Raw genomic sequence first — 21,944 nt, forward strand, 5'->3', positions numbered from 1 at the left:
GGGACGCGGGCGAGGGTAGCGGCGGCGGAGGCGGATGGCCAGAGGGGCCGGACGGGTACGATCGGGGCGGCCCGGCGTGCCGGCGTGAGGCGGCCTTACCCCACCTCGCCGCGCAGCGTCGCGATCAGCCCGGGGATCGCCGTCAGCCGCGGCTCTTCCTCGTCGAGGATCGCGCGGAAGGCGCTGCGTTTGATCGCGGCGACGCGGCCCGGCTTCATCCGCACCGTCGGCGGCAGCGTCGAGACGCAGATGTCGATCATCCGCTCGGCGCCGTGCAGCCGGCCCCACAGATAATCGTTTTCGCGATAGGCGCGGCTGAAGAAGGCGCCGAAGCTGTTGAACTGGATGCCCTTGAGCGTCGCCTCCGCGCCGCCGGCGCGGATCGAGCCGGCATCGTCGGGGGCGATGCGATCGACCTTGATCGGGTCGAACTCGTCGAGTCCCTCGCCCTGCAGCAGCGGCAGCGTCGCGGTGTCGAAATAGGGGAAGCCCAAATAGGTGAGCAGCAGCGCCCGCCGCATCGGCCGGTCGAGGCTGACGAAGGCGTCGGCGAGCCGGCGGTCGGTGTCGGCATCGAGCGTGGCGAGATCGAGCGCGTCTCCGAGCGCGTCGAGCAACGGCGCCGCGTCCTGGCTGCGGGACGTCCGCACCATCTGGTGGAGCTGCGGATAATGATCGGCACGCTGGCGGTCGAGATAGGCGGCGAGCGAGGCATAGATGGCGTCGCGCATCACGGCGGCGCCGGCCGATTGGTCGTCGGGCTGCCCGGCCTCGATCTCCTCGAGTCGGCGCGCCATCAGCCGCAGCCGGCGGATGCGGAAGCCGAGATCGAAGGTGCGCAGGAAGTCGACCGTCGCCGCGCCTTCCTTGCCCGAGAAGCTCGGCGCGACGCCGCCGAAGCCGCGCGACGCGATCGCCGCCTCGATTCCCGCGCGGATCCGCCGCCAGCGCTGCTGCCCCGGCTCGCCGCCGATCTGGTAGAGCAGCCCGCTGATCATCGCGACGACACCGCTCAGCTTGAGATGACCGTAGGCGACATAGCTGTAGCCGGCGCGGCTCGCCGCCGCCGTCTGCGCATGCCGCCGCCACGCGACCAGCCGCGCCGGCGTCGGCCGGTCGAGGAACAGCGTGTGGCCGAAGGATTGCTCGATCTCCTCCTCGACCGCCGGGCGCAGCGCGGTGACGATGCCGCGCAGCCGGTCGATCCGTTCGGAGCGTTCGGCGAGCGCATCGAGATTGTCGCGGATCGGCTGCTGCCGCGGCAGGTCGCTGAGCGCGCCGAGGATGGTCTGGAAGAAGCCCGGCGTCTCGCCCCCTGCGCCGAGGCGGATCTTGATGCCCGGCGACGGGTCAATGTAGACGAAGCGGCGGTCGACCTCGCGCCGCGCCGGCCGTTCCCTGAGCGCATCGATCGCCGGGCGGAACGGCGCATTGGCGAGCACCGACCCGTCGATCAGCACCGCCTTGTCGACCTGATTGGCGGCGACGTGGCGCGGCAGGACCCGCTTGAGGAAGGCGTCGCGCTCCGGCCAGGCGAGCCCGCGCGCGGCGAGGACCCGGTCGAGTTCGGCGACGGTGAACGGCGGGAAGGCGCCGGGGAAGCTCGACGTCGCCCGCGCCGCGAAGGCGAGTTCGGGCACCGCGCCGATCGCGCCGCCGGCATGGTCGGAAAAGCCGATGACGATGCGATGCTCGGTCTCGAGCACCTCCGGCGGCGAATTGAGCCGCAGCCGCTCGGGATGGCCGGTGAAATCGGTACAGGTGACGAACAGGTCGAGCGGCTGCCCGGCCGGCAGCAGCCGCGGCCCCGGCGGCGCGGCGGCCATCGCGGCGAAGGCATCGAGCAACAGCCCGGTGAAGGTCTCGCCGCCGAACGGCGGCTCGAACCAGCGCGAGCGGACGAAATGCGACAGCTTGGTGCGCACCTCGTCCTGCGTCGCCGCGTCGAGCGCCTCGACCTTGTCCTTGCTGCGCCCCGCCGCGACCCAGGCGAGCGGCAACGCCCATAATTTGGAGAAGCGGCTCGCCGGCGCCGCCTCGGCATCGATCAGCGCCTCGACATCGGCAGAGGTCAGCCACAGGTCGGTGAGCGGTTCGAGGCTCTGGCCGCTGGTGATCGCCTGGGCGAGGAAGATGCCGTTGATCCCGCCCGCCGACGCGCCCGCGACGATATCGGCGAGGACGCGCAGCCGCAGCCCGGCGAGCGCCTCGATCTCCGCGATCAGCTCCGCATAGACGCGCTCGCTGGCGCCGTGCGCGGTCTCACCGGCGTGGATCGCGCGGCTGGCGCGGACGAGGTGCCAGACCTCCTTGGTGATGCCGTGCATGTAGACGGCAAGGCTGATCCCGCCATAACAGACCAGCGCGAGGCGCAGCTCCTTCTCGCGCATCACGCAGGGGCCAGCATCGCCCAGATCGGCAGATGGTCCGAGGTCTTGCGCGCCGCGGCGCTGGCGTGGACGCCGCATTCCGCCACATGGAGGTCGGCGGACACCATGATCCGGTCGAGCCGCCCGACCGGCCGGCGCGCGTGGAAGCTCGGCCCGGTCGCCGCCATGCGATAGTCGCGGCCGAAGTCGCGCAAACATCCCGCCGCCGCGGTCCATTCATTGAGATCGCCCATCATCACGGTCGGATGACGGTCGGCGCAGCCCTCGACATGCGCGAGGATCGCCGCCGCCTGCCGCCGTCGCCACAGGCCGGACAGGTCGAGATGCATGCCGACGACGCGCAGGGTCACGCCGTCCAGCTCGACATCGGCGGTGACCGCCCCGCGCGGTTCGAGCGAGGGGAGGTGGATCGGCGCGCAATGGATCACCCGCGCCGCCTTGCGGACGAGGATGACATTGCCGTGCCAGCCCATCGACAGCGCCCGCATGCCGAAGGCGACCGGCTTCCAGTCGCTATGCTCGTCGAGCAGATGCGCGGGCAGCACCGATTCGCGCGGGCCGAAACGGCGGTCCGCCTCCTGGAGCGCGATCACATCGGCATCGATCTCGCGCAGCACCTCCAGCACCCGCTCGGGATTGCGCCGCCGGTCGAGCCCGACGCCCTTGTGGATATTGTAGCTGGCGACTTTCAGGTGGCGAGAAACCATTGCGGGGACGTAACGCCCGGATCGCGGAATGGTGCCGTTTGCGGTCACAGCACCAAGCGACAAGAGAAGGGCAATAAAGTCAAGTGTCTGCCTACCCATAGTGAATAAAGAGTCAAGGCAAAACGGGAAATCCGCTGCATCGTCAAGCACGACATGATAAACGTCGGTGCGACTCGAAGTAAACGGAGCGGCCGGGGGCGGTATGTTGCGGATTGCGCGGGATATGATCTTGGCCGGTCTGGTCGCCGCAGCCGCCGTGCCGGCGTCGGCGCAGGAGAGATCGGCGATCAAGCCGGGTTTCGTGCTGCCGCCGGACACTGCCCGCATCCTGCTGTTCCGTCCATCGATCAAGGTCGGTGCGCAATCCACCGCGGGCCTGTTCGAGCCCAATGCCGACTGGACCGCGCAGGCGCGCGAGGCGCTCGGCGCGTCGCTGCGCGAGGCGGAGGCGCATCTCGGCCATGCGGTGGTCGATTATGCCGCGCCGGACGGGGCGGACGCCGCGGCGCTCGCCGAATATCAGGCGCTGTTCGATACCGTCGCCGCGGCGGTGATCGAATTTCAGTTCTTCCCCGGCAACCGGCTGCCGACCAAGAAGCGCAAGGATCAGTTCGACTGGGGGCTGGGGCCGGAGGTCGGCACACTGCCGGGGCTCGGTGGCGCCGATTACGCCCTGTTCGTGACGACCGAGGACGCGTTCGGATCGACCGGGCGCAAGGTGTTGCAACTGTTCGCCGCACTCGCCCGTGTGTCGGTCGTCTCCGGCGTGCACAAGGGGTTCGCCGGGCTGGTCGATCTGCACAGCGGCGAGCTCGTCTGGCTCAACGCCGATCTGCAGATGGGCGGCGACGTCCGCACGCCGGAGGGCGCCCGCAAACGGGTGCGCGAGCTGCTCGCCGGCTTCCCCGGCAAACCCGCCGACACGCCGGTCGCTGCGGCGGATGCGAACCGGGCGCGCTGACATGCGCCGGCTGATCGTTCCGCTGCTCGCCGCGGCGCTATGCGCGGCGCCGGTGCAGGCGGCGCGCGAGACGTTGCCGCTGCCCCCGTTCACCACCGCCTATCAGCCGACGACGGTCGACGAGCGCGGCCTGTGGATGGAGGCCGACGAGGACGAGCGGCGGATGCGCGACGCGCCCGAGGTGATCCGCGATCCGGCGCTGAACGCCTATGCGCGCGAGGTGCTGTGCCGCACCGTCGGGCCGGCGCGATGCGCGGCGATCCGGCTTTATATCGTCCGCATCCCGATGTTCAACGCGACCACCTATGCGAACGGAATGATGACCTTATGGTCGGGGGCGCTGCTGCGGCTGCATAGCGAGGCCGAACTCGCCGCGATGTTCGGGCATGAATTCAGCCACTTCGAATTGCGCCATACGCTTACCGGCTTCCAGCGCCGGCGCAGCGGCAGCGATCTGCTCGCCTGGGCCGGGTTGCTCGGCGCGGGCGGGATCGCCTTGCCGACGATGGTGGTCGGCGGCTTCTATCGCTTCAGTCGCGCGCAGGAAGCGGCGGCGGACATGCTCGGTTTCCGCTATCTCACCGCGGCGGGCTATGTCGTGACCGCGCCGGCGGATCTGTGGACGCGGGTGATGGCGGAGCAGGACGCCACCGAGATCGGCCGCTATCGCAAGCCCAACCAGCGCTATGTCGCCGGCTTCTTTGATACGCATCCGACCGAGCTGACCCGCGCCACCTATCTGCGCGCGGCGGCGGCGCAGATCGGCGGCGGCGGCGTCGATGAGGCGGCACGCTTCCGCGCCGCGATCGCGCCGTGGCTGCCGCGCCTGCTCGGCGACCAGATTAAGCGCAACGATTTCGGCGGCAGTGAATATCTGCTCAACCAATTGGCCGTGGACGGCTGGACGACGCCGCTCTTGTTCGCGCGCGGCGAATTGTACCGCGAGCGCGGCAACCCCCGCGATCTGTCCGCCGCCGCCGGTTTCTACCGGGAGGCGATCACGCACGGCGATGCGCCGGCGGAGGCCTATCGCGGGCTGGGGCTGGCGTTGCTGCGCAGTGGGCAGGTCGAGGCCGGCAAGGCGGCGCTGCGCGACTATCTCGCGCGCAGGGCCGATGCCGGCGACGCGGCGATGATCGCCACCCTGATTGCGGGATGAGATCGATGATGACGACGCGCTTGCCGAACCGCTTGCCCCGCCAGTTGTTGCTGGTCGTCGCGCTGGCGGCGGCGGTGCCGGCGGACGCGAGCAACCGGCTCATCGCCGCCGGCGCACGGGTGAGCATCGCCAGGACGCCCCTGACGGTGACGCCCGCGAGCGAGTGGAACCGGCTGGGCGCGCGACCCGGCCGCAATGCCGAGGTGTGGACGCTCGACGGCGACACGCTCAACGCGCTGACCTTCTATGCCGCGATCGGCGAGGGGAAGACGCTGTTCCGCCAGGCCGATCGCAGGGAGCATCCGTTGCCGCCGGTCAACCGGACGATGCTGCTCACCGACATTCCGACGCTTCTGGAGAACAGCTATCGCAGCGCGCTCGGCGTCGCGACGATGACGATCGATCACGTCGAGCCGACGCCGTTCGCCGGCGCCGGCGGCGTGCATTTTAGCTACGCTTTCGTCCGTCCGGAGGAAGCCATCCATGTCCGGGGCGAAGGATTCGGCACGCTGCGCGACGGCAAACTCTATCTGATCACCTACGAGGCGCCGGCCCTCTATTATTTCGAACGGAGCGCCGCCGCGGCGCGGCAGGTGGCGGAGAGCGCCCGGCTAGACTGACCCGCCCGCCAAATACTGGGCGGGCGGGTCAGCCGGGCATCCCCTCCATGGCCTCTCGGACCGAGAACCGCCCTACAATCAGAAAGTTAAGGCCGCGTAACGGTCGGGCACGCGGCCGACATGACAAACACGTCATAATGCGCTAGGCCAAGGGCGTTGCCCTACCGTGGCGACAGGGGCGCGACAGGTCGTGCCGGGAGACGCCATATGGCTACCGAACACTGGCAGCGGACCAAGCTGCGCGCGCTGATCCTGCGCATCCAGGGATCGGTGTTCATCTCGGATCGGTGGCGACGGCGGCTGCTCAATTTCGCCGGTGCGCGCATCCATCCGACCGCGACGGTGCGTCATTCGTGCTGGCTCGACAGCGCCGATATCGTCATGGGGCGCGACGCGATGCTCAACTGCTTCGCGCGGTACGACGGCGCGGCGCGGCTGACCTTCGAGGATGGCGCGCGCGTCTCCTCGGGCGTGACCTTCACCACCAGCACGCATCATCATACCGGCGATCCGACCCGCCGTTCGTCGCCCGAGACGATCAACGCGCCGATCACGATCAAGGCCGGCTGCTGGGTGATGACCGACGTGACGATCAACCCCGGCGTGACGATCGGCGAGGGCTGCGAAATCGGCGCGCAGGCGGTGGTGACCGAGGATACCGCGCCCAACGGCCTCTACGTCAATATGGTCGGGGCGAGCGGCACGGTGCGCGCGCGGCGCATCAAGGAACTGCCGGTGCGCCGCGGCGCCCGCCCGGTCGCGCTGGTGCGCGGCTGACCGGTGTCTGTATCGTAACGGGATTCACCGGCGCCTTACCGGTTGCCGCGGGGCGGGGCCGACGCCATGTTAGGACACGCCCTGCCGGCAGGCTCGTCAACGCCCGGGCCGGCAGGGCGCCCGGAAGGGGCCGTGACGCATGTATTGGCAACATCTTTCCGCAAGCGACATGCTGATCCTCGGCAGCATCCTGTGCGTCGTCGTGCTGCTGCTCCTCGCCATCCGCTTCGATCGCCGCGCGCAGCGCCGCCGGGCCGCCGAATGGCATGACTCTTATTATCATCGCGGCGGACTGGTACGCGCGCTGATGCGCCGCTGGAACCGTGGCCCGGCGCGGCTGACCGATCAGCGCGGCGAGCGGTGACGCGGCTGCGGCCGCGGCGGACACAACAAAGGGGGCCGCAGCCCCCTTTGCGAACGCCCGTGGCGCTGCCGTTTCCCATGGCCATCGCGCGGCGATGGCCCGGAAAAACGGATTTTAGTTGCTGTCGGCCTGGCCGTCGTCCGAAGCGACCGCCACGATGCCCGCGGCAACCGCAGCCACCGCCAGCACGGCGATGATCACGCCGCCACCGGCGAGCTCGTTCTTCTTGGCCGAGGTCGAACCGGTGCGGACCGACTTGGCAACCGACAGGCTCGCAGCGGGGTTGGCCGGTGCCGCAGCGACCGGCGCAGCGACGAGAGCCGTAGCGGCAACGGCGGTGAGGTACTTACGAATCACGCTAATCTCCTATTGTGGGGTCACCCCTCGGCCATACTTGGCACGAGGAGGCTACCATTGGGTTAATACGCCTGCATTTGCAATGTTCGCCTGCCGCGAACTTGCGCCTGCCTGACGCCGAACGCACCACGCTGAAAAGCGTGACGCGGCCGGAATCGTATATTATATTTGACGGGTGGCGCGGTGCGTGATGGGATTGGCGATCTCCCCGCGCAAGGACCCGTGCATTGAACCACCCGCATCGCCGCGCCATCCTCACCTCCGGCGCCGCCGTCGCCGCCGCGACCTTGCTTCCTGCCGCCGCGCCTGTGCCGTCGCCCGCCGGCCCGCGGATCGTCGAACTGCTTGACGACTGGCGCTTCCACCTCGGCCATGCCGCCGATCCGGCGAAGGACTTCGGCTTCGGCCGCAGCCACGACACTTATGCCAAATCGGGCGATGCCGGCACGCCGGCCGCCGAGGGCACGTTCGACGATTCCGCCTGGCAGGCGGTGACGCTGCCGCACGACTGGGCGGTCGACCTGCCGTTCGAGCGGTTCGGCCCGCCGGGGAGCGAGGCGGACAAGACCGGATCGTTCCAGGGGTTCAAGCCGCTCGGCCGCGCCTGGCCGGCGACCAGCGTCGGCTGGTATCGCCGCATCCTCCGCCTCGCGAAGGACGATGACGGCCGCCGGCTGCTGCTCCAGTTCGACGGGGTGTCGCGCGACTGCCTCGTCATCCTCAACGGCTTCATCGTCGGCAGCAACGAAAGCGCCTATACGCCGTTCGAGATCGACGTCACCGATTTCGCCCGACCGGGCGTCGACAACGTCCTGCTCGTGCGCTGCGACGTCAGCCTGGGGGAGGCATGGTCGTACGAGGGGGCAGGGCTGTACCGCCACGCCCGGCTGGTCAAGACCGCGCCGGTCCACGTCCGCCAATGGGGCGCCTATGTCCGCACCGCCGTGGCCGCCGCCGGGGCGCGGCTCGATATCGCCACCGAGATCGCCAATGACGGTCCGGCGGCGACGGTGCGCGTCCGCTCGACGGTGACCGCGCCCGACGGACGGGTGGTGGCGTGGCTGACCTCCGATCCGCTGGCGCTGCCGGCGTGGGGGCAGGGGACCGCGACGCAGGTCGGGCAGGTGCGCGACCCGGCGCTCTGGTCGATCGAGACGCCGCAGCTCTACCGGCTGACCAGCGAGATCGTCCGCGACGACGTCGTGATCGATCGCGACGACAGTGCCTTCGGCATCCGCACGATCCGGTTCGATGCGACGCGCGGTTTCTTCCTCAACGGCCAGCCGGTCAAGATCAAGGGGACGTGCAACCATCAGGATCATGCCGGCGTCGGCTTCGCGGTGCCGGACAGCCTGCACGTCTGGCGGCTCGAACAGCTGAAGGCGATGGGCGCCAACGCCTATCGCTCGACGCATCATGCGCCCGCGCCGGCGGTGCTCGATGCCTGCGACCGGCTCGGGCTGCTGGTGATGGACGAGACGCGGCAGATGTCGAGCAATGCCGAGGGCCTGTCGCAGCTCGACCGGGTCGTCCGGCAGGGGCGCAGCCATCCGAGCGTCATCCTGTGGAGCATCGGCAACGAGGAGATCCACCGCGGCACCGAGACCGGCGCGCGGATCGCCGCGACGATGAAGCGCCGCATCACCGCGCTCGACGGTACGCGCCCGGTGACCGAGGCGTTCAACGGCAAGCTCGGGCAGGGCGCCTCGCGCGTGCTCGACGTGATGGGCTGCAATTATTATCTCAACGAGATCGACGGCTTCCACGCCGCCCATCCCGACGTGCCGATGATCGGCACCGAGACGGGCAGCACGGTGATGACGCGCGGCGAATATGCGCGCAACGATGCCGAGGGGCTGGTGCCCGCCTACGACCAGGAGTTCCCGCGCTGGGCGACGACCGCGCAGGACTGGTGGTCCTTCTACGATGCGCGCGACTTCCTCGCCGGCGGCTTCGTCTGGACCGGCTTCGACTATCGCGGCGAGCCGACGCCGTTCGAACGCTGGCCGGAGAATGTCTCGCATTTCGGGCAGATGGACCTGTGCGGCTTTCCGAAGGACAATTTCTATTATTACAAGGCGTGGTGGGGCAGCGAACCGGTGCTCCACCTCTTCCCGCACTGGAACTGGCCGGGCCGCGAGGGGCAGACGGTCGCGGTGTGGGTGCACAGCAATTGCGAGGCGGTGGAACTGCTCGTCAACGGCCGCAGCCTCGGGCGGCAGACGGTGACGCGCAATCGCCATCTCGTCTGGCAGGTGCCCTATGCGCCCGGACGGATCACGGCGCATGGCTATCGCGACGGTCGGCGGCTGCTCACCGCCGAGCGCGTCACCAGCGGCGCGCCGGCGCGGATCGGTCTGTCGAGCGACCGCCGCCGGCTCGCGCCCGGCGCGGTCGCGGTGGTACGCGCGGCGATCCTCGATGCCGCGGGGCACGAGGTGCCGACCGCGCACGACCGGCTGCACTTCGCGATTAGCGGCGATGCGACGTTGCTCGGCGTCGGCAACGGCGATCCGCGCAGCCTCGAACCCGATCATGCGACGACGCGCTCGGCGTTCAACGGGCTGGCGATGGCGCTGGTGCAGGCCGGCGCGCGCGGCGGTGCGATCCGGCTGACCGCGCGCGGCGAGGGCCTCGCGCCGGCGATGCTGCCGCTGATCGGCACGGGGTGATCGGAGCGCGCGCAGAGGCACAGAGGGCGCAGCAGGGGCGGTCGCGGCGATCGCGGCCCGATATCGGCAATCGTCGGTGCCGGGGCGCTACGCCCGGCACGAACGATATCTCCGCGCCTCCGCGTGAACCCATTTTGCTGATCTGATCAGACTGATCGACGCGGCGGTCGCGCACGCCGACTATCCAGCCGAAAGAGGAGATTTCACGCGGAGGCGCGGAGGCGCGGAGGCGCGGAAATCCAGTGGGTGGGGAAACGCGGTGCCGAACCTCACCGGGTCGACTGAAAGCCGCTGCCGCGGCAGGCGCATCCCGCTGCGCTTCTGCACGACCCCTCAGAAACCCGAGACGCTATCCTTCGAGCCGGTCGGCAAGCACCCGGATCGCCTGCCCGGTCAGCGCGACCGTCCGCTCGCCGTCGAGCACGATCGGATGTTCCGGCCGGAGCACCGCGTCGTTCTGCATGCCATGGTCGAGCGCGAGCCAGGCGCGCACCGCATCGGCGAGGTTGGTCACCTCCGGCACTTCGTTGCCGCCGCGATCGACGTTGGCGAGGATCGCGCTCATCTGCCAGTCGATAGCGCTCATCACCGATCCTTCCGGCCATAGACGAACGCGCCGATCCCCGCCACGGCGATGGCACTCAGCGCGGTGGTGAGGCCGGAATGTTTCGCCGCGGCGGTATAGAGGCTGGTCTGGCGCGCGGCGGGATGCTCGCCCGAATGGACGCGGCCGGTGTCGTTGCTCTCGAACAGATTGCTCGGCGCCGGCTGGCGCTTCTTGGGATCGACGAACATCGTTGCGGCGATCGGCGCCAATCGGTCGAACAGCGACGGGAAATGTGCGGCGAACAATGCCTGCGCACGCCCCGCGCCGCCGACGGTGAGGTCGCGCTTGGCATGGGTCGCACAGAACAGGATCGCGTCGGCAACGAGCTCGGGCGCATAGACCGGCGGCGGGATCTGTGCCTCGCCCGGCTCGTGGTTGGCGGCATGTTGCGCGATCGGCGTATCGATGCCGGACGGCTTGATCAGCGTCACCTGCACCGGGACGCCGTCGGAGGCGAGCTCGATGCGCAGCGCGTCGACATAGGCCTTCACCGCATGTTTGCTCGCGGCATAGGCGCCCATGATCGGGCTCGGCATGTCCGCGGCGATCGACGCGACGGTGATCAGCGCGCCGCGCGTTTCGGTCAGGTGCGGGATGGCGGCGAGGCAGCCGTGCACCGCACCGAAATAATTGGTGCGGAACAGCTGCTGATGCTCGTCGTCGGGGATGTCGACGAGCTTGCCGTAGATTGCGGTGCCGGCATCGTTGACCCAGGTGTCGATCCGCCCGAATCGCTGGCGGGCATGCGCCGCGGCGGCGCGGACCGCGGCGGCGTCGCCGACGTCGGCGGCATAGGCGTCGGCGATCCCGCCGTCGGCGACGATCTCGTGCACCGCCGTGCGCAACGCCGATTCGTCGCGCGCGACGAGCAGCACGCGCGCACCCTGTTTCGCAGCGCGCTTGGCGGTGGCAAGGCCGATGCCGGAGCTCGCGCCGGTGATGACCATCACCTGCTCGGCGAGCGGCTTGAGCGCCGGGGTTCGATCGGGCTGGGGAGCTGGGGTCACGCGATATCCTGCTGTTGGGTCGTCCCTCAACCGCCCCGGCGGGGAGGGGTTCCGCTTATGTTGTCCGCCGCCGCCGGAACCTTGCGCGGGTGCGACGGTTCGCCGCGGCATGACCGAAGATCCCCGCGCCAACGTCGCCAGCAAATATCCCCTGCTCGCGGTCCCGCACATCCAGCTGCACGGCACCGTCGACGAGATGATGTACGCCCGCTTCAAGACGCAGCTCGCCGCCGCGCCGACGGAGGGGCCGATCGTCGTGTCGCTGACCACGCTCGGCGGCGATCCGGAGATGGGGCGGGCGATGGGCGACGATATCCGGCTTTTGCGCGACTATACCGGGCGCGAGACGCTGTTCCTCGGCAAGGTCGCGGTCTATTCCGCCGGCGCCACCTTCATGGCGGCCTTCCCGGTCGAGACGCGCTTCCTCACCCGCGGCACGCGGCTGATGCTGCACGAGCGGCTGATGAGCAGCAGCATCCAATTGTCCGGCCCGCTCACCACCTTGCCCGCGGTGCTCAAGGCGAAGCTCCACGAGATCGAGGAATCGATCAAGATCCAGGAGGAAGGCTTCCGCGAGATCGTCCGCGGTTCGGCGGTGCCGTTCGAGGAGCTGCAGCGCAAGGCGCCGTCCAACTGGTATATCGAGGCCGAGGAGGCGCGCGACCGCGGCCTCGTTCTTGATGTGATCTGACCGCGACCTATCTCTCAGGGGTTGCGAAAGCCCGACGAAAGGCATAGCCGCAACGCAGCATTTAGAGGAGCGTTGCGGCCATGGCCGAGTTCACCCTGCCCAAGAACAGCAAGGTCAAGGCGAAGGGCAAGGTCCATAAGGCGACCGGCGACGCAAAGCGCATCAAGACCTTCAAGGTCTATCGCTACGATCCCGACACCGGCGAGAACCCGCGCTACGACACGTTCGAGATCAACCTCGACGAATGCGGGCCGATGGTGCTCGACGCGCTGATCAAGATGAAGGCGGAGCAGGACAGTTCGCTGACCTTCCGCCGCTCGTGCCGCGAGGGCATCTGCGGCTCCTGCTCGATGAACATCGACGGGCGCAACGGCCTCGCCTGCACCACCGCGATCGAGGACGTGAAGGGCGAGGTGAAGATCACCCCGCTGCCGGCGATGGACGTGATCAAGGACCTCGTCCCCGACTTCACGCACTTCTACGCGCAATATAGCTCGATCAAGCCGTGGATGCAGACGGTCAGCCCGCCGCCCTCGGGCAAGGAGCGGCTCCAGTCGCCGGACGACCGCGCCAAGCTCGACGGCCTCTACGAGTGCATCCTGTGCGCCTGCTGCTCGACCTCCTGCCCGAGCTATTGGTGGAATGCCGACAAGTTCCTCGGCCCGGCGATCCTGCTCCAGGCCTATCGCTGGCTCGCCGACAGCCGCGACGAGATGACCGGCGAACGGCTCGACCAGCTCGAGGATCCGTTCCGCCTCTATCGCTGCCACACGATCATGAACTGCGCCAACACCTGCCCCAAGGGGCTCAACCCGGCCAAGGCGATCGCCGAGATCAAGAAGATGGAAGCCGAGCGGATTCTGTAAGGGAGCGTTTAACGCCCGTCCGGCCGTGATGTTGAACGCGCCGGTAAACTGGCTGAGCCCGTCGGTGCGAAGCTGGCTTGTCCTCCACACCACGCTATTGCCCACCCCGGCGAGGGCCGGGGTCCAGTCGGGGGACGTAGGGCACCCCTCGCACGCTCTCCCAACTGGACCCCGGCCTTTGCCGGGGTGGCGCGGTGAAAGGAGTGGGGCCCCGCTTCGCGCTGATCGGGCGTGATTGCCAAGGCCAGCTGCGGCTGGGGTGGGCAAGCCGATGCCGCCGCACCACCAGCCTCGCCGCCGCGTCTATAACCTCTCTATCCGATCGCAGGAGCCAGCATGAAGGTCCTCGCCGCCTATGATGCGCTGGTCGCCGCCGGCGAGTTGCGGCCCGACGCCGAGCAGCGCACCGCCGCGCTCCGCCTCGACACGCTTGCCAGCGCGCTGGAAATGCCGCCGAAGCGCGGCTGGCTCGGGCGGCTGACCGGGCGCGGCGGCGACGCGGCGCGCGGCGTCTACATGTTCGGCGACGTCGGCCGCGGCAAGTCGATGCTGATGGACCTGTTCTTCGCCAATGTCGCGATCGAGAAGAAGCGCCGCGTCCATTTCGCCGAATTCATGATCGAGGTGCACGGACGCATCGCGATCGAACGGCGCAAGGAAGCCGGCGATCCGATCGCCCCGGTCGCCGCCGCGCTGGCCGAGGAGACGCGGCTGCTGGCCTTTGACGAGATGATGGTGACCAATTCGCCCGATGCGATGATCCTCAGCCGGCTGTTCACCGCTCTGCTCGCCGCCGGCGTGACGATGGTCACCACGTCGAACCGCGCGCCCGCCGATCTCTACAAGAATGGCCTCAACCGCGAACATTTCCTGCCGTTCATCGCGCTGATCGAGGCGAAGCTCGACGTCGTCACGCTCAACGGCCCGATCGACTATCGCCGCGACCGGCTCGGCCAGCAGAACATCTGGCTCGTGCCGAACGGCCCGGCGGCGACGGCGGATCTGTCCGCGGCCTTCTTCCGCCTCACCGATCACGAGGTGACCGAGCCGATCCCGTCCGAGGATCTCGTCGTCCAGGGCCGCACGCTCCATGTCCCCAAGACGCTGAAAGGCGTCGCGGTCTTCTCGTTCAAGAAGCTGTGCGGCGCGGCGCGCGGTGCGGCCGACTATCTCGCGGTGGCGCGGCGCTATCACACGGTGATCCTCGTCGGCATCCCCCGGCTCGGCCCGGAGAACCGCGACGAGGCGGCGCGCTTCGTCACGCTGATCGACGCGCTCTACGAGCATAAGGTCAAGCTGCTCGCCGCCGCCGATGCCAATCCCGAGGCGCTCTACCCGACCGGCGACGGGCGGTTCGAATTCCAGCGGACGGTCAGCCGGCTGGAGGAAATGCGCTCCGAAGACTATCTCGCGCAGGGCCATGGCAGCACCTAATGCACCTGCGAACCATTATCAGTTAAACTTTTAACCGATACCGTTTAGCGGTTGCCGGACGCGCAAAACGGGCGTAACCGGCGTGACCAATCACGCCCTGCCTGTAACGGAGATGGATTGGATGGCTCGCAAGAAGATCGCGCTGATCGGCGCCGGTAACATCGGCGGCACGCTCGCGCACCTCGCGGCATTGAAGAACCTCGGCGACATCGTGCTGTTCGACGTCGTCGAAGGCGTGCCGCAGGGCAAGGCGCTTGATCTGTCGCAGTGCGGCCCGGTCGAGGGCTTCGACGCCAAGATCATCGGTTCGAACGATTATGCCGACATCGCCGGCGCCGACGTGATCATCGTCACCGCCGGCGTCGCGCGCAAGCCCGGCATGAGCCGCGACGACCTGCTCGGCATCAACCTCAAGGTGATGAAGGCGGTCGGCGAGGGCATCAAGGCGAATGCGCCCGACGCCTTCGTGATCTGCATCACCAACCCGCTCGACGCGATGGTCTGGGCGCTGCGCGAATTCTCCGGCCTGCCGCACAACAAGGTCGTCGGCATGGCCGGCGTGCTCGACTCGGCGCGCTTCAGCCACTTCCTCGCCGAGGAGTTCCAGGTCTCGGTCAAGGATGTCACCAGCTTCGTGCTCGGCGGCCATGGCGACACGATGGTGCCGGTCATCTCCTATTCCACCGTCTCCGGCATCCCGGTTCCCGACCTCATCACGATGGGCCGGTCGAGCCAGGAGAAGATCGACGCGATCGTCAAGCGCACGCGCGGCGGCGGCGGCGAGATCGTCGGCCTGCTCAAGACCGGCTCGGCTTATTATGCCCCAGCGACCAGCGGCATCGCGATGGCCGAGGCCTATCTCTACGATCAGAAGCGCGTGCTGCCGGCGGCGGCCTATGTCGACGGTCAGTATGGCGTCAACGACCTCTATGTCGGCGTGCCGGTGGTGATCGGGGCCGGCGGCGTCGAGCAGATCGTCGAGATCGCGCTCGACGACGAGGCGAAGGCGAACCTCACCGTCTCGGTCGATGCTGTCAAGGAACTGCTCGAAGCGTGCAAGGGGATCGACGAAACGCTGAAGTAAGGTGCGCCCGACGGACCCATGTGTCCCCGCGAAGGCGGGGAACCAGGACTGGGCTCCCGCCTTCGCGGGAGCACATCGGGGCGAACGGTGAACAAGGCCGGCTACGTCTACATGATGGCGAGCCGGCTCAACGGAACGATCTATACAGGTGTAACGAGCGATCTCGCTGCCCGTGTCTACCAGCACCGGAATGGCCTGATCGACGGCTTCACCAAGACATACGGCTGTACGTTACTCGTCTGGTACGAAGTTCATGACGATCTGGAGGCCGCGCGATACCGCGAGCGCCAGCTCAAGAAGTGGAACCGCGACTGGAAGCTGCGGCTGATCGAAGAGAAAAACCCCGACTGGCTCGACCTGTTCGAGTCCTTGTTCGGATGACACAATTGGCGCTGCCGTATCTGCGCTAGCACAGTGAGGAAGAGAACCGAGATGAGCATCCTCGTCAACAAGAACACCAAGGTCATCACGCAAGGGATGACCGGCGAAACCGGCAGCTTCCACACCAAGGCGGCGCTGGATTACGGCACGCAGATGGTCGGCGGCGTGACGCCGGGCAAGGGCGGGACCGAGCATCTCGGCCTGCCGGTGTTCAACACCGTCGCCGAAGCCAAGTCGAAGACCGGTGCCGATGCGTCGGTCATCTACGTGCCGCCGCCCTTCGCCGCGGATTCGATCCTCGAGGCGATCGATGCCGAGATCCCGCTGATCGTCGCGATCACGGAAGGCATTCCGGTGCTCGACATGGTCCGCGTCAAGCGCGCGCTGTCGGGCAGCAAGTCGCGGCTGATCGGCCCCAACTGCCCCGGCGTGCTGACGCCGGGCGAGTGCAAGATCGGCATCATGCCGGGCAGCATCTTCAAACAGGGTTCGGTCGGCGTCGTCTCGCGCTCGGGCACGCTGACCTATGAGGCGGTGTTCCAGACCTCGAACGCCGGGCTCGGCCAGACCACCGCGGTCGGCATCGGCGGCGATCCGGTCAACGGCACCAACTTCATCGACGTGCTCGAGCTCTTCCTCGCCGACGAGGCGACCCAGTCGATCATCATGATCGGCGAGATCGGCGGCGATGCCGAGGAGCAGGCGGCGCAGTTCCTGATCGACGAGGCGAAGCGCGGTCGCAAGAAGCCGATGGCGGGCTTCATCGCCGGTCGCACCGCGCCTCCGGGCCGCCGCATGGGCCACGCCGGTGCGATCGTCTCGGGCGGCAAGGGCGATGCCGAGAGCAAGATCGCGGCGATGGAAGCCGCCGGGATCAAGGTCGCGGCGAGCCCCTCGGAGCTGGGTTCGACGCTGCTTGAGGTGCTGAACGGCTAATGCAACCCTCCCTCTCCCACCGGGAGAGGGAGGGAGCCGCCCCGGGGCGGCACAAGGGTGAGGGCATCGCGCCACGCTCGCCCTCATCCTCCCACCCGCTGTCGCGGGCGGGCCCCTCCTTCTCCCGCTGGGAGAAGGGAACAGGAAGAAGACCATGGGCTACGAAGGTCAGGATTTCAGCGACATCGCCGCAGGCGTGTCTCCCCAGTTCATCGAGGCGCTCTACGCCAAATATCAGGCCGACCAGTCGTCGGTCGATCTCGGCTGGCGCGGCTTCTTCGAAGGCCTGGAGGCAGGCAGCGGCGGTCCGAGCTGGGCCAACAAGCGCTGGCCCTTGTCGACCACCGACGATCTGACCGCCGGGCTCGACCCGACGCAGATGGAGCCCGCCCCCAAGCCCGCCAAGGGCGGCAAGCCCGCCGCGGCACCGACGGCGGCGCCGTCCAGGGAGGACATCATCAAGGCGGCGGGCGATGCGATCCGCGCGCAGATGCTGGTCCGCACCTATCGCGTCCGCGGTCATCTCGCCGCCAATCTCGATCCGCTCGGCCTGTCGCGTCGCGAAATGCCCGAGGATCTGCGCACCGAATATCACGGCTTCACCGACGCCGACCTCGATCGGCCGATCTATCTCGGCGGCACGCTCGGCTTCGAATGGGCGACGGTGCGCGAACTGGTCGACACGCTGCGCCGCAATTACTGCGGCAACGTCGGCCTCGAATATATGCATATCGTCGACGTCGAGGAGCGCCGCTTCCTGCAGGACCGCATGGAGGGCAAGGACAAGGCGATCGAGTTCAGCACCGACGGCAAGCGCGCGATCCTCAGCAAGGTGATCGAGGCGGAGCAGTGGGAGAAGTTCCTCGGCAAGAAATACGTCGGGACCAAGCGCTTCGGCCTCGACGGCGGCGAGAGCATGATCCCGGCGCTCGAAAGCGTCATCAAATACGGCGGCCAGGCCGGCGTGCGCGAGATGGTGTTCGGCATGGCGCATCGCGGCCGGCTCAACGTGCTCGCCAACGTCATGGCGAAGCCGCTGCGCGTCATCTTCCACGAATTCGCCGGCGGCTCGGCCAATCCCGATGAGATCGGCGGCTCGGGCGACGTCAAATATCACCTCGGCACGTCGACCGACCGCGAGTTCGACGGGCACAAGGTGCATATGTCGCTCGTCGCCAATCCGTCTCACCTCGAGGCGGCGGACCCGGTCGTGCTCGGCAAGACGCGCGCGATCCAGACGCTGGCCAATGACCTCAGCGATCACGTCGCCTCGCTGCCGGTGCTGATCCACGGCGACGCGGCCTTCGCGGGGCAGGGGATCGTCTGGGAATGCCTCGGCTTCTCGGGCATCCGCGGCTACAATACCGGCGGCTGCGTCCATTTCATCATCAACAACCAGGTCGGCTTCACCACCAGCCCGCAATTCGCGCGCTCCTCGCCCTATCCGTCGGATGTGGCGAAGGGCGTCCAGGCGCCGGTGTTCCACGTCAACGGCGACGATCCCGAGGCGGTGACCTTCGCCACCAAGATGGCGATCGAATTCCGCCAGAAGTTCCACCGCGACATCGTCATCGACATGTGGTGCTATCGCCGCTTCGGCCATAACGAGGGCGACGAGCCGGGCTTCACCCAGCCGCTGATGTACAACGTCATCCGTCAGCATCCCGGCGTCAGCGAGATCTACGCCAAGCGGCTGATCGCCGAGGGCGTGATCGACCAGGCGTGGCTCGACGACAAGGTCAACCAGTACACCACCCTGCTCGAAGGCGAGTTCGAGGCGGGCGCGAGCTACAAGCCGAACAAGGCGGACTGGTTCGCCGGCCGCTGGTCGGGCCTGTCGGCACCGACCGACGGCGGCAGCGAGCGGCGCAACGTCGAGACGGGGATCGAGCTCAAGCTGTTCGACGCGCTCGGCCGCACGCTGACCACGGTGCCCGAGGGCATCCAGATCCACAAGACGCTGGCGCGCGTGATCGACGCCAAGCGGCAGATGTTCAAGACCGGCGAGAATTTCGACTGGGCGACCGGCGAGGCACTGGCCTTCGGCTCGCTGCTGTCGGAAGGCTATGGCGTGCGCCTGTCGGGTCAGGATTCGGGCCGCGGCACCTTCTCGCAGCGTCATGCCGTCTGGGTCGACCAGACCGACGAGCACAAATATGTGCCGCTGACCACGGTCGAGCATGGCCGGTTCGAGGTGCTCGACAGCCCGCTGTCCGAATATGGCGTGCTCGGCTTCGAATATGGCTATGCGCTCGCCGACCCCAAGACGCTGGTGATGTGGGAGGCGCAGTTCGGCGACTTCGTCAACGGCGCGCAGATCATGATCGACCAGTTCATCACCAGCGGCGAATCCAAGTGGCTGCGGGCCAACGGCCTCGTCATGCTGCTGCCGCACGGCTACGAAGGGCAGGGGCCGGAGCATAGCTCGGCGCGTCCCGAACGCTTCCTCCAGTCGTGCGCGCAGGACAATATCCAGGTCGCGAACTGCACCACGCCGGCCAATTACTTCCACCTGCTGCGCCGGCAGATGCACCGCAACTTCCGCAAGCCGCTGATCGTGATGACGCCCAAGTCGCTGCTCCGCCACAAGCTGGCGGTGTCGGCGGCGGCGGACTTCCAGGGCGACAGCCACTTCAAGCGGCTGCTGTCGGACACCAACGGCGCGGCGGATGCCGAGACGACGCGGCTGGTGCTGTGCACCGGCAAGGTCGCCTATGATTTGATCGAGGCGCGCAACGCCGCCGGCGATACGACGACGCAGATCGTCCGCGTCGAGCAGCTCTATCCTTTCCCGGGAGATGCGCTCGCCCGCCGGATCGCGCGGATGCCCAATCTGCAGGACGTGGTCTGGGCGCAGGAAGAGCCGAAGAACAACGGCTATTGGTTCTTCGTCGAGCCGCTGATCGAGGAATCGCTCAAGGCCGCCAATTGCCCGATCAAGCGGGCGCGGTACGCCGGCCGGCAGGCGGCGGCATCGCCGGCGACCGGGCTGATGAAGCGTCATACCGCCGAACAGGGCGCGCTGGTCGCCGACGCGCTCGGTCACAACGTCCGCGAGGAAATCCGCCGCACCCGCGGCGAGGGATCGACCACCACCGCCCGGCCGACGCAGGCCCCCGGCAGCTAACCCAAATTCCCCGATTGAGACCCCGCCTCCCCGGGGAGAAGGATGCAAGAGATGGCAACCGAAGTCACCGTACCCGTTCTGGGTGAATCGATCACCGAAGCCACCGTCGGCGAATGGCTCAAGCAGCCGGGCGACCCGGTCAAGGTCGACGAGCCGATCGCCAGCCTCGAAACCGACAAGGTGTCGGTCGAGGTGCCCTCGCCGGTCGCCGGCGTGATGGGCAGCCATGCGGTCAAGGTCGGCGACACGGTCGAGGTCGGCGCGATGCTCGCGACGATCGAGGCGGGTGACGGCGCCGCCGCGGCCCCGGCTCCGGCCGCCGCGCCGGCGTCAGCGCCTGCACCCGCAGCCGCGCCTGCCGCCACGCCCGCTCCGGCACAGGCCGAGCCGGCCGGCGATTCGCCCGCGGCGCTGTCGCCGTCGGTGCGCCGCGCGGTGCTCGAATATGGGCTCGACCCGTCATCGATCACCGGCACCGGCAAGGACGGCCGCATCACCAAGGAAGACGTCGCCGCCGCTGCCGCCTCCAAGCCGGCGAACGCCGCGCCCGCCGCCGCACCGGCGCCGGCCGCTGCGCCCGCGGGCGGCCGCAAGGAAGAGCGCGTCAAGATGACGCGCCTCCGCCAGACGATCGCCAAGCGCCTCAAGGAAGCGCAGAACACCGCCGCCATGCTGACGACGTTCAACGACGTCGACATGACCGCGGTGATCGAGGCGCGCGCCAAGTACAAGGACCTGTTCGAGAAGAAGCACGGCGTCCGGCTGGGCTTCATGGGCTTCTTCGTGAAGGCCGCGACGATGGCGCTGAAGGACATTCCGTCGGTCAACGCCAGCATCGAGGGCGACGAGATCGTCTATCACGATTATGCCGACATCTCGGTCGCGGTCAGCGCGCCCAACGGCCTCGTCGTGCCGGTGATCCGCGATGCGCAGGACTTGACCGTCGCCGGCATCGAGAAGACGATCGGCGACTTCGGCCGCCGCGCCAAGGACGGCACGCTCAAGATGGACGAGATGAAGGGCGGCACCTTCACCATCTCGAACGGCGGTGTCTTCGGCTCGCTGATGTCGACCCCGATCATCAACCCGCCGCAGGCCGCGGTGCTCGGCCTTCACCGGATCGAGGAACGCCCGGTCGTCGTCGGCGGCCAGGTCGTCGTCCGCCCGATGATGTATCTCGCGTTGAGCTACGACCATCGCCTGATCGACGGCCGCGAGGCGGTGACCTTCCTCGTCGCGCTCAAGAATGCGATCGAAGACCCGACGCGGATCCTGATCGACCTGTAAGGAGCCGAACAATGGGAATGGTTTGGGTTGTAAGAGCCGCCAGTGACGACGATGTCGTCTCCTTGCGTGCCGATCCCGAGTCCATCTACGACTTCGTCAATCCGGAGGACCTCTCTCCAGACTATCAGATCCTGGACTTGGACAAGCAGTGGCATGCTGTCCATTTCCTGCTGACGGGATCAGCTGGTCCCGTTGATAGTCCGCTGAGTTTCATCCTCGGTACCTACGAAGAAGTCGGTCCCGACCACGGTTATGGGCCGGCATGGTTTATCCCGTCTGAGGCGATACGGGCGTTCCACTCGGCTTTGGCAAAACACTCTGATGAAGAGTGGGCGAGGCGTTATGATGCCTCGACTGCCGTAGCCGAGCAGGTATATTTGGCCGAGACGCTGGCGGATGAGGGAGAGGAAGCGTTGACGTTTCTGCAATCCGATATCGCTGGGCTTCGATCATTCGTGCGCAAAGCCGTCGAGGCTGGCAACCACGCCTTCGCTCTCATCACATAATATGAACGGAG

Annotated in this window: 20 protein-coding genes; 15 read left to right on the top strand and 5 right to left on the bottom strand. The window is 67.9% G+C overall.

Translation table 11 applies throughout. The annotated features are described in order from the left end of the window. Window positions 1-95 precede the first annotated feature (95 nt). Together V8201_RS08620 and V8201_RS08625 are read right to left on the bottom strand one after the other, a co-directional pair. The gene (locus tag V8201_RS08620; RefSeq protein WP_336545022.1) at window positions 96-2,390 is read right to left on the bottom strand and encodes a patatin-like protein; all 2,295 of its coding nucleotides are present in this window, start codon (window positions 2,388-2,390) and stop codon (window positions 96-98) included. Further along, the gene (locus V8201_RS08625) at window positions 2,390-3,097 is read right to left on the bottom strand and encodes an endonuclease/exonuclease/phosphatase family protein (protein WP_271300801.1); all 708 of its coding nucleotides are present in this window, start codon (window positions 3,095-3,097) and stop codon (window positions 2,390-2,392) included. Before V8201_RS08625 ends, V8201_RS08620 begins: the two co-directional genes overlap by 1 nt. A 223-nt stretch (window positions 3,098-3,320) precedes the next feature. On the opposite strand from V8201_RS08625, the gene V8201_RS08630 reads away from it, so the two are divergent. The 5 genes from V8201_RS08630 (at window position 3,321) to V8201_RS08650 (ending at window position 6,978) form a co-directional block, all read left to right on the top strand. Next, entirely contained in the window at window positions 3,321-4,058 is a 738-nt protein-coding gene (locus V8201_RS08630; protein WP_336545024.1) for a hypothetical protein, read from the top strand. 1 nt (window position 4,059) lies between these two features. Further along, complete coding sequence (locus V8201_RS08635; RefSeq protein WP_336545025.1) at window positions 4,060-5,217, top strand: M48 family metallopeptidase; 1,158 nt, start codon at window positions 4,060-4,062, stop codon at window positions 5,215-5,217. An 8-nt stretch (window positions 5,218-5,225) separates the two neighbouring features. Beyond that, window positions 5,226-5,837 (top strand): hypothetical protein, encoded by a 612-nt coding sequence (locus V8201_RS08640; protein ID WP_336545027.1) that lies wholly within the window; start codon window positions 5,226-5,228, stop codon window positions 5,835-5,837. A gap of 207 nt (window positions 5,838-6,044) precedes the next feature. Next, window positions 6,045-6,614 carry an acyltransferase gene (locus V8201_RS08645; protein ID WP_271298719.1) on the top strand — a complete coding sequence of 190 codons (570 nt, stop codon included), beginning with the start codon at window positions 6,045-6,047 and terminating at the stop codon, window positions 6,612-6,614. Between the two features lie 139 nt (window positions 6,615-6,753). Next, complete coding sequence (locus tag V8201_RS08650) at window positions 6,754-6,978, top strand: hypothetical protein (protein ID WP_271298720.1); 225 nt, start codon at window positions 6,754-6,756, stop codon at window positions 6,976-6,978. Window positions 6,979-7,092: 114 nt separating this feature from the next. Here the strand turns inward: V8201_RS08650 and V8201_RS08655 are convergent, their stop codons facing one another. Further along, on the bottom strand, window positions 7,093-7,335 hold the full coding sequence (locus V8201_RS08655) for a hypothetical protein (RefSeq protein ID WP_152542418.1): 243 nt from the start codon (window positions 7,333-7,335) through the stop codon (window positions 7,093-7,095). 227 nt (window positions 7,336-7,562) lie between these two features. Between V8201_RS08655 and galA the strand changes: the two genes are divergently transcribed. Next, complete coding sequence (gene galA, locus V8201_RS08660; RefSeq protein ID WP_336545032.1) at window positions 7,563-10,007, top strand: beta-galactosidase GalA; 2,445 nt, start codon at window positions 7,563-7,565, stop codon at window positions 10,005-10,007. A 349-nt stretch (window positions 10,008-10,356) separates the two neighbouring features. Here the strand turns inward: galA and V8201_RS08665 are convergent, their stop codons facing one another. Next, window positions 10,357-10,593 carry a hypothetical protein gene (locus V8201_RS08665; RefSeq protein ID WP_037536654.1) on the bottom strand — a complete coding sequence of 79 codons (237 nt, stop codon included), beginning with the start codon at window positions 10,591-10,593 and terminating at the stop codon, window positions 10,357-10,359. Then, window positions 10,593-11,621: an SDR family oxidoreductase gene (locus V8201_RS08670; RefSeq protein ID WP_271298723.1), complete on the bottom strand. Its 1,029-nt coding sequence runs from the start codon at window positions 11,619-11,621 to the stop codon at window positions 10,593-10,595. The genes V8201_RS08665 and V8201_RS08670 overlap by 1 nt, the downstream gene beginning before the upstream one ends. Window positions 11,622-11,730: 109 nt before the next feature. Here V8201_RS08670 and V8201_RS08675 point away from each other — a divergent pair, with 109 nt between their 5' ends. The 9 genes from V8201_RS08675 to V8201_RS08715 all read left to right on the top strand — a co-directional run bounded on the left by V8201_RS08675 (window position 11,731) and on the right by V8201_RS08715 (window position 21,933). Beyond that, the gene (locus V8201_RS08675) at window positions 11,731-12,312 is read left to right on the top strand and encodes a ClpP family protease (RefSeq protein ID WP_037536652.1); all 582 of its coding nucleotides are present in this window, start codon (window positions 11,731-11,733) and stop codon (window positions 12,310-12,312) included. An 80-nt stretch (window positions 12,313-12,392) separates the two neighbouring features. After that, window positions 12,393-13,178 (top strand): succinate dehydrogenase iron-sulfur subunit, encoded by a 786-nt coding sequence (locus V8201_RS08680; RefSeq protein ID WP_037536650.1) that lies wholly within the window; start codon window positions 12,393-12,395, stop codon window positions 13,176-13,178. Window positions 13,179-13,514: 336 nt separating this feature from the next. Continuing rightward, complete coding sequence (zapE, locus tag V8201_RS08685; protein ID WP_336545035.1) at window positions 13,515-14,612, top strand: cell division protein ZapE; 1,098 nt, start codon at window positions 13,515-13,517, stop codon at window positions 14,610-14,612. A gap of 121 nt (window positions 14,613-14,733) precedes the next feature. Then, window positions 14,734-15,696 (top strand): malate dehydrogenase, encoded by a 963-nt coding sequence (mdh, locus tag V8201_RS08690; RefSeq protein ID WP_271298725.1) that lies wholly within the window; start codon window positions 14,734-14,736, stop codon window positions 15,694-15,696. An 87-nt stretch (window positions 15,697-15,783) separates the two neighbouring features. Further along, entirely contained in the window at window positions 15,784-16,077 is a 294-nt protein-coding gene (locus tag V8201_RS08695; RefSeq protein ID WP_336545036.1) for a GIY-YIG nuclease family protein, read from the top strand. A 51-nt stretch (window positions 16,078-16,128) separates the two neighbouring features. Then, window positions 16,129-17,013: a succinate--CoA ligase subunit alpha gene (gene sucD / locus V8201_RS08700; protein WP_037536645.1), complete on the top strand. Its 885-nt coding sequence runs from the start codon at window positions 16,129-16,131 to the stop codon at window positions 17,011-17,013. A 154-nt stretch (window positions 17,014-17,167) separates the two neighbouring features. Further along, complete coding sequence (locus tag V8201_RS08705; protein ID WP_336545037.1) at window positions 17,168-20,140, top strand: 2-oxoglutarate dehydrogenase E1 component; 2,973 nt, start codon at window positions 17,168-17,170, stop codon at window positions 20,138-20,140. A 51-nt stretch (window positions 20,141-20,191) separates the two neighbouring features. Next, window positions 20,192-21,427, top strand: coding sequence for a 2-oxoglutarate dehydrogenase complex dihydrolipoyllysine-residue succinyltransferase (gene odhB / locus V8201_RS08710; protein ID WP_336545038.1), 1,236 nt, complete (start codon window positions 20,192-20,194; stop codon window positions 21,425-21,427). A gap of 11 nt (window positions 21,428-21,438) precedes the next feature. Beyond that, window positions 21,439-21,933 carry a YfbM family protein gene (locus V8201_RS08715; RefSeq protein ID WP_271298730.1) on the top strand — a complete coding sequence of 165 codons (495 nt, stop codon included), beginning with the start codon at window positions 21,439-21,441 and terminating at the stop codon, window positions 21,931-21,933. The last annotated feature ends 11 nt before the right edge of the window (window positions 21,934-21,944 follow it).

The sequence above is a fragment of the Sphingomonas kyungheensis genome (genome assembly GCF_037120395.1).
GTDB classification, from domain to species: Bacteria; Pseudomonadota; Alphaproteobacteria; order Sphingomonadales; family Sphingomonadaceae; genus Sphingomonas; species Sphingomonas kyungheensis.

Bases quoted from the DNA above. Each gene is read 5' to 3' on its own strand.
- V8201_RS08620 (WP_336545022.1), bottom strand. From the start codon at position 2,390: ATGCGCGAGAAGGAGCTGCGCCTCGCGCTGGTCTGTTATGGCGGGATC.
- V8201_RS08625 (WP_271300801.1), bottom strand. From the start codon at position 3,097: ATGGTTTCTCGCCACCTGAAAGTCGCCAGCTACAATATCCACAAGGGC.
- V8201_RS08630 (WP_336545024.1), top strand. From the start codon at position 3,321: ATGATCTTGGCCGGTCTGGTCGCCGCAGCCGCCGTGCCGGCGTCGGCG.
- V8201_RS08635 (WP_336545025.1), top strand. From the start codon at position 4,060: ATGCGCCGGCTGATCGTTCCGCTGCTCGCCGCGGCGCTATGCGCGGCG.
- V8201_RS08640 (WP_336545027.1), top strand. From the start codon at position 5,226: ATGACGACGCGCTTGCCGAACCGCTTGCCCCGCCAGTTGTTGCTGGTC.
- V8201_RS08645 (WP_271298719.1), top strand. From the start codon at position 6,045: ATGGCTACCGAACACTGGCAGCGGACCAAGCTGCGCGCGCTGATCCTG.
- V8201_RS08650 (WP_271298720.1), top strand. From the start codon at position 6,754: ATGTATTGGCAACATCTTTCCGCAAGCGACATGCTGATCCTCGGCAGC.
- V8201_RS08665 (WP_037536654.1), bottom strand. From the start codon at position 10,593: ATGAGCGCTATCGACTGGCAGATGAGCGCGATCCTCGCCAACGTCGAT.
- V8201_RS08675 (WP_037536652.1), top strand. From the start codon at position 11,731: ATGACCGAAGATCCCCGCGCCAACGTCGCCAGCAAATATCCCCTGCTC.
- V8201_RS08680 (WP_037536650.1), top strand. From the start codon at position 12,393: ATGGCCGAGTTCACCCTGCCCAAGAACAGCAAGGTCAAGGCGAAGGGC.
- zapE (WP_336545035.1), top strand. From the start codon at position 13,515: ATGAAGGTCCTCGCCGCCTATGATGCGCTGGTCGCCGCCGGCGAGTTG.
- mdh (WP_271298725.1), top strand. From the start codon at position 14,734: ATGGCTCGCAAGAAGATCGCGCTGATCGGCGCCGGTAACATCGGCGGC.
- sucD (WP_037536645.1), top strand. From the start codon at position 16,129: ATGAGCATCCTCGTCAACAAGAACACCAAGGTCATCACGCAAGGGATG.
- V8201_RS08705 (WP_336545037.1), top strand. From the start codon at position 17,168: ATGGGCTACGAAGGTCAGGATTTCAGCGACATCGCCGCAGGCGTGTCT.
- odhB (WP_336545038.1), top strand. From the start codon at position 20,192: ATGGCAACCGAAGTCACCGTACCCGTTCTGGGTGAATCGATCACCGAA.
- V8201_RS08715 (WP_271298730.1), top strand. From the start codon at position 21,439: ATGGGAATGGTTTGGGTTGTAAGAGCCGCCAGTGACGACGATGTCGTC.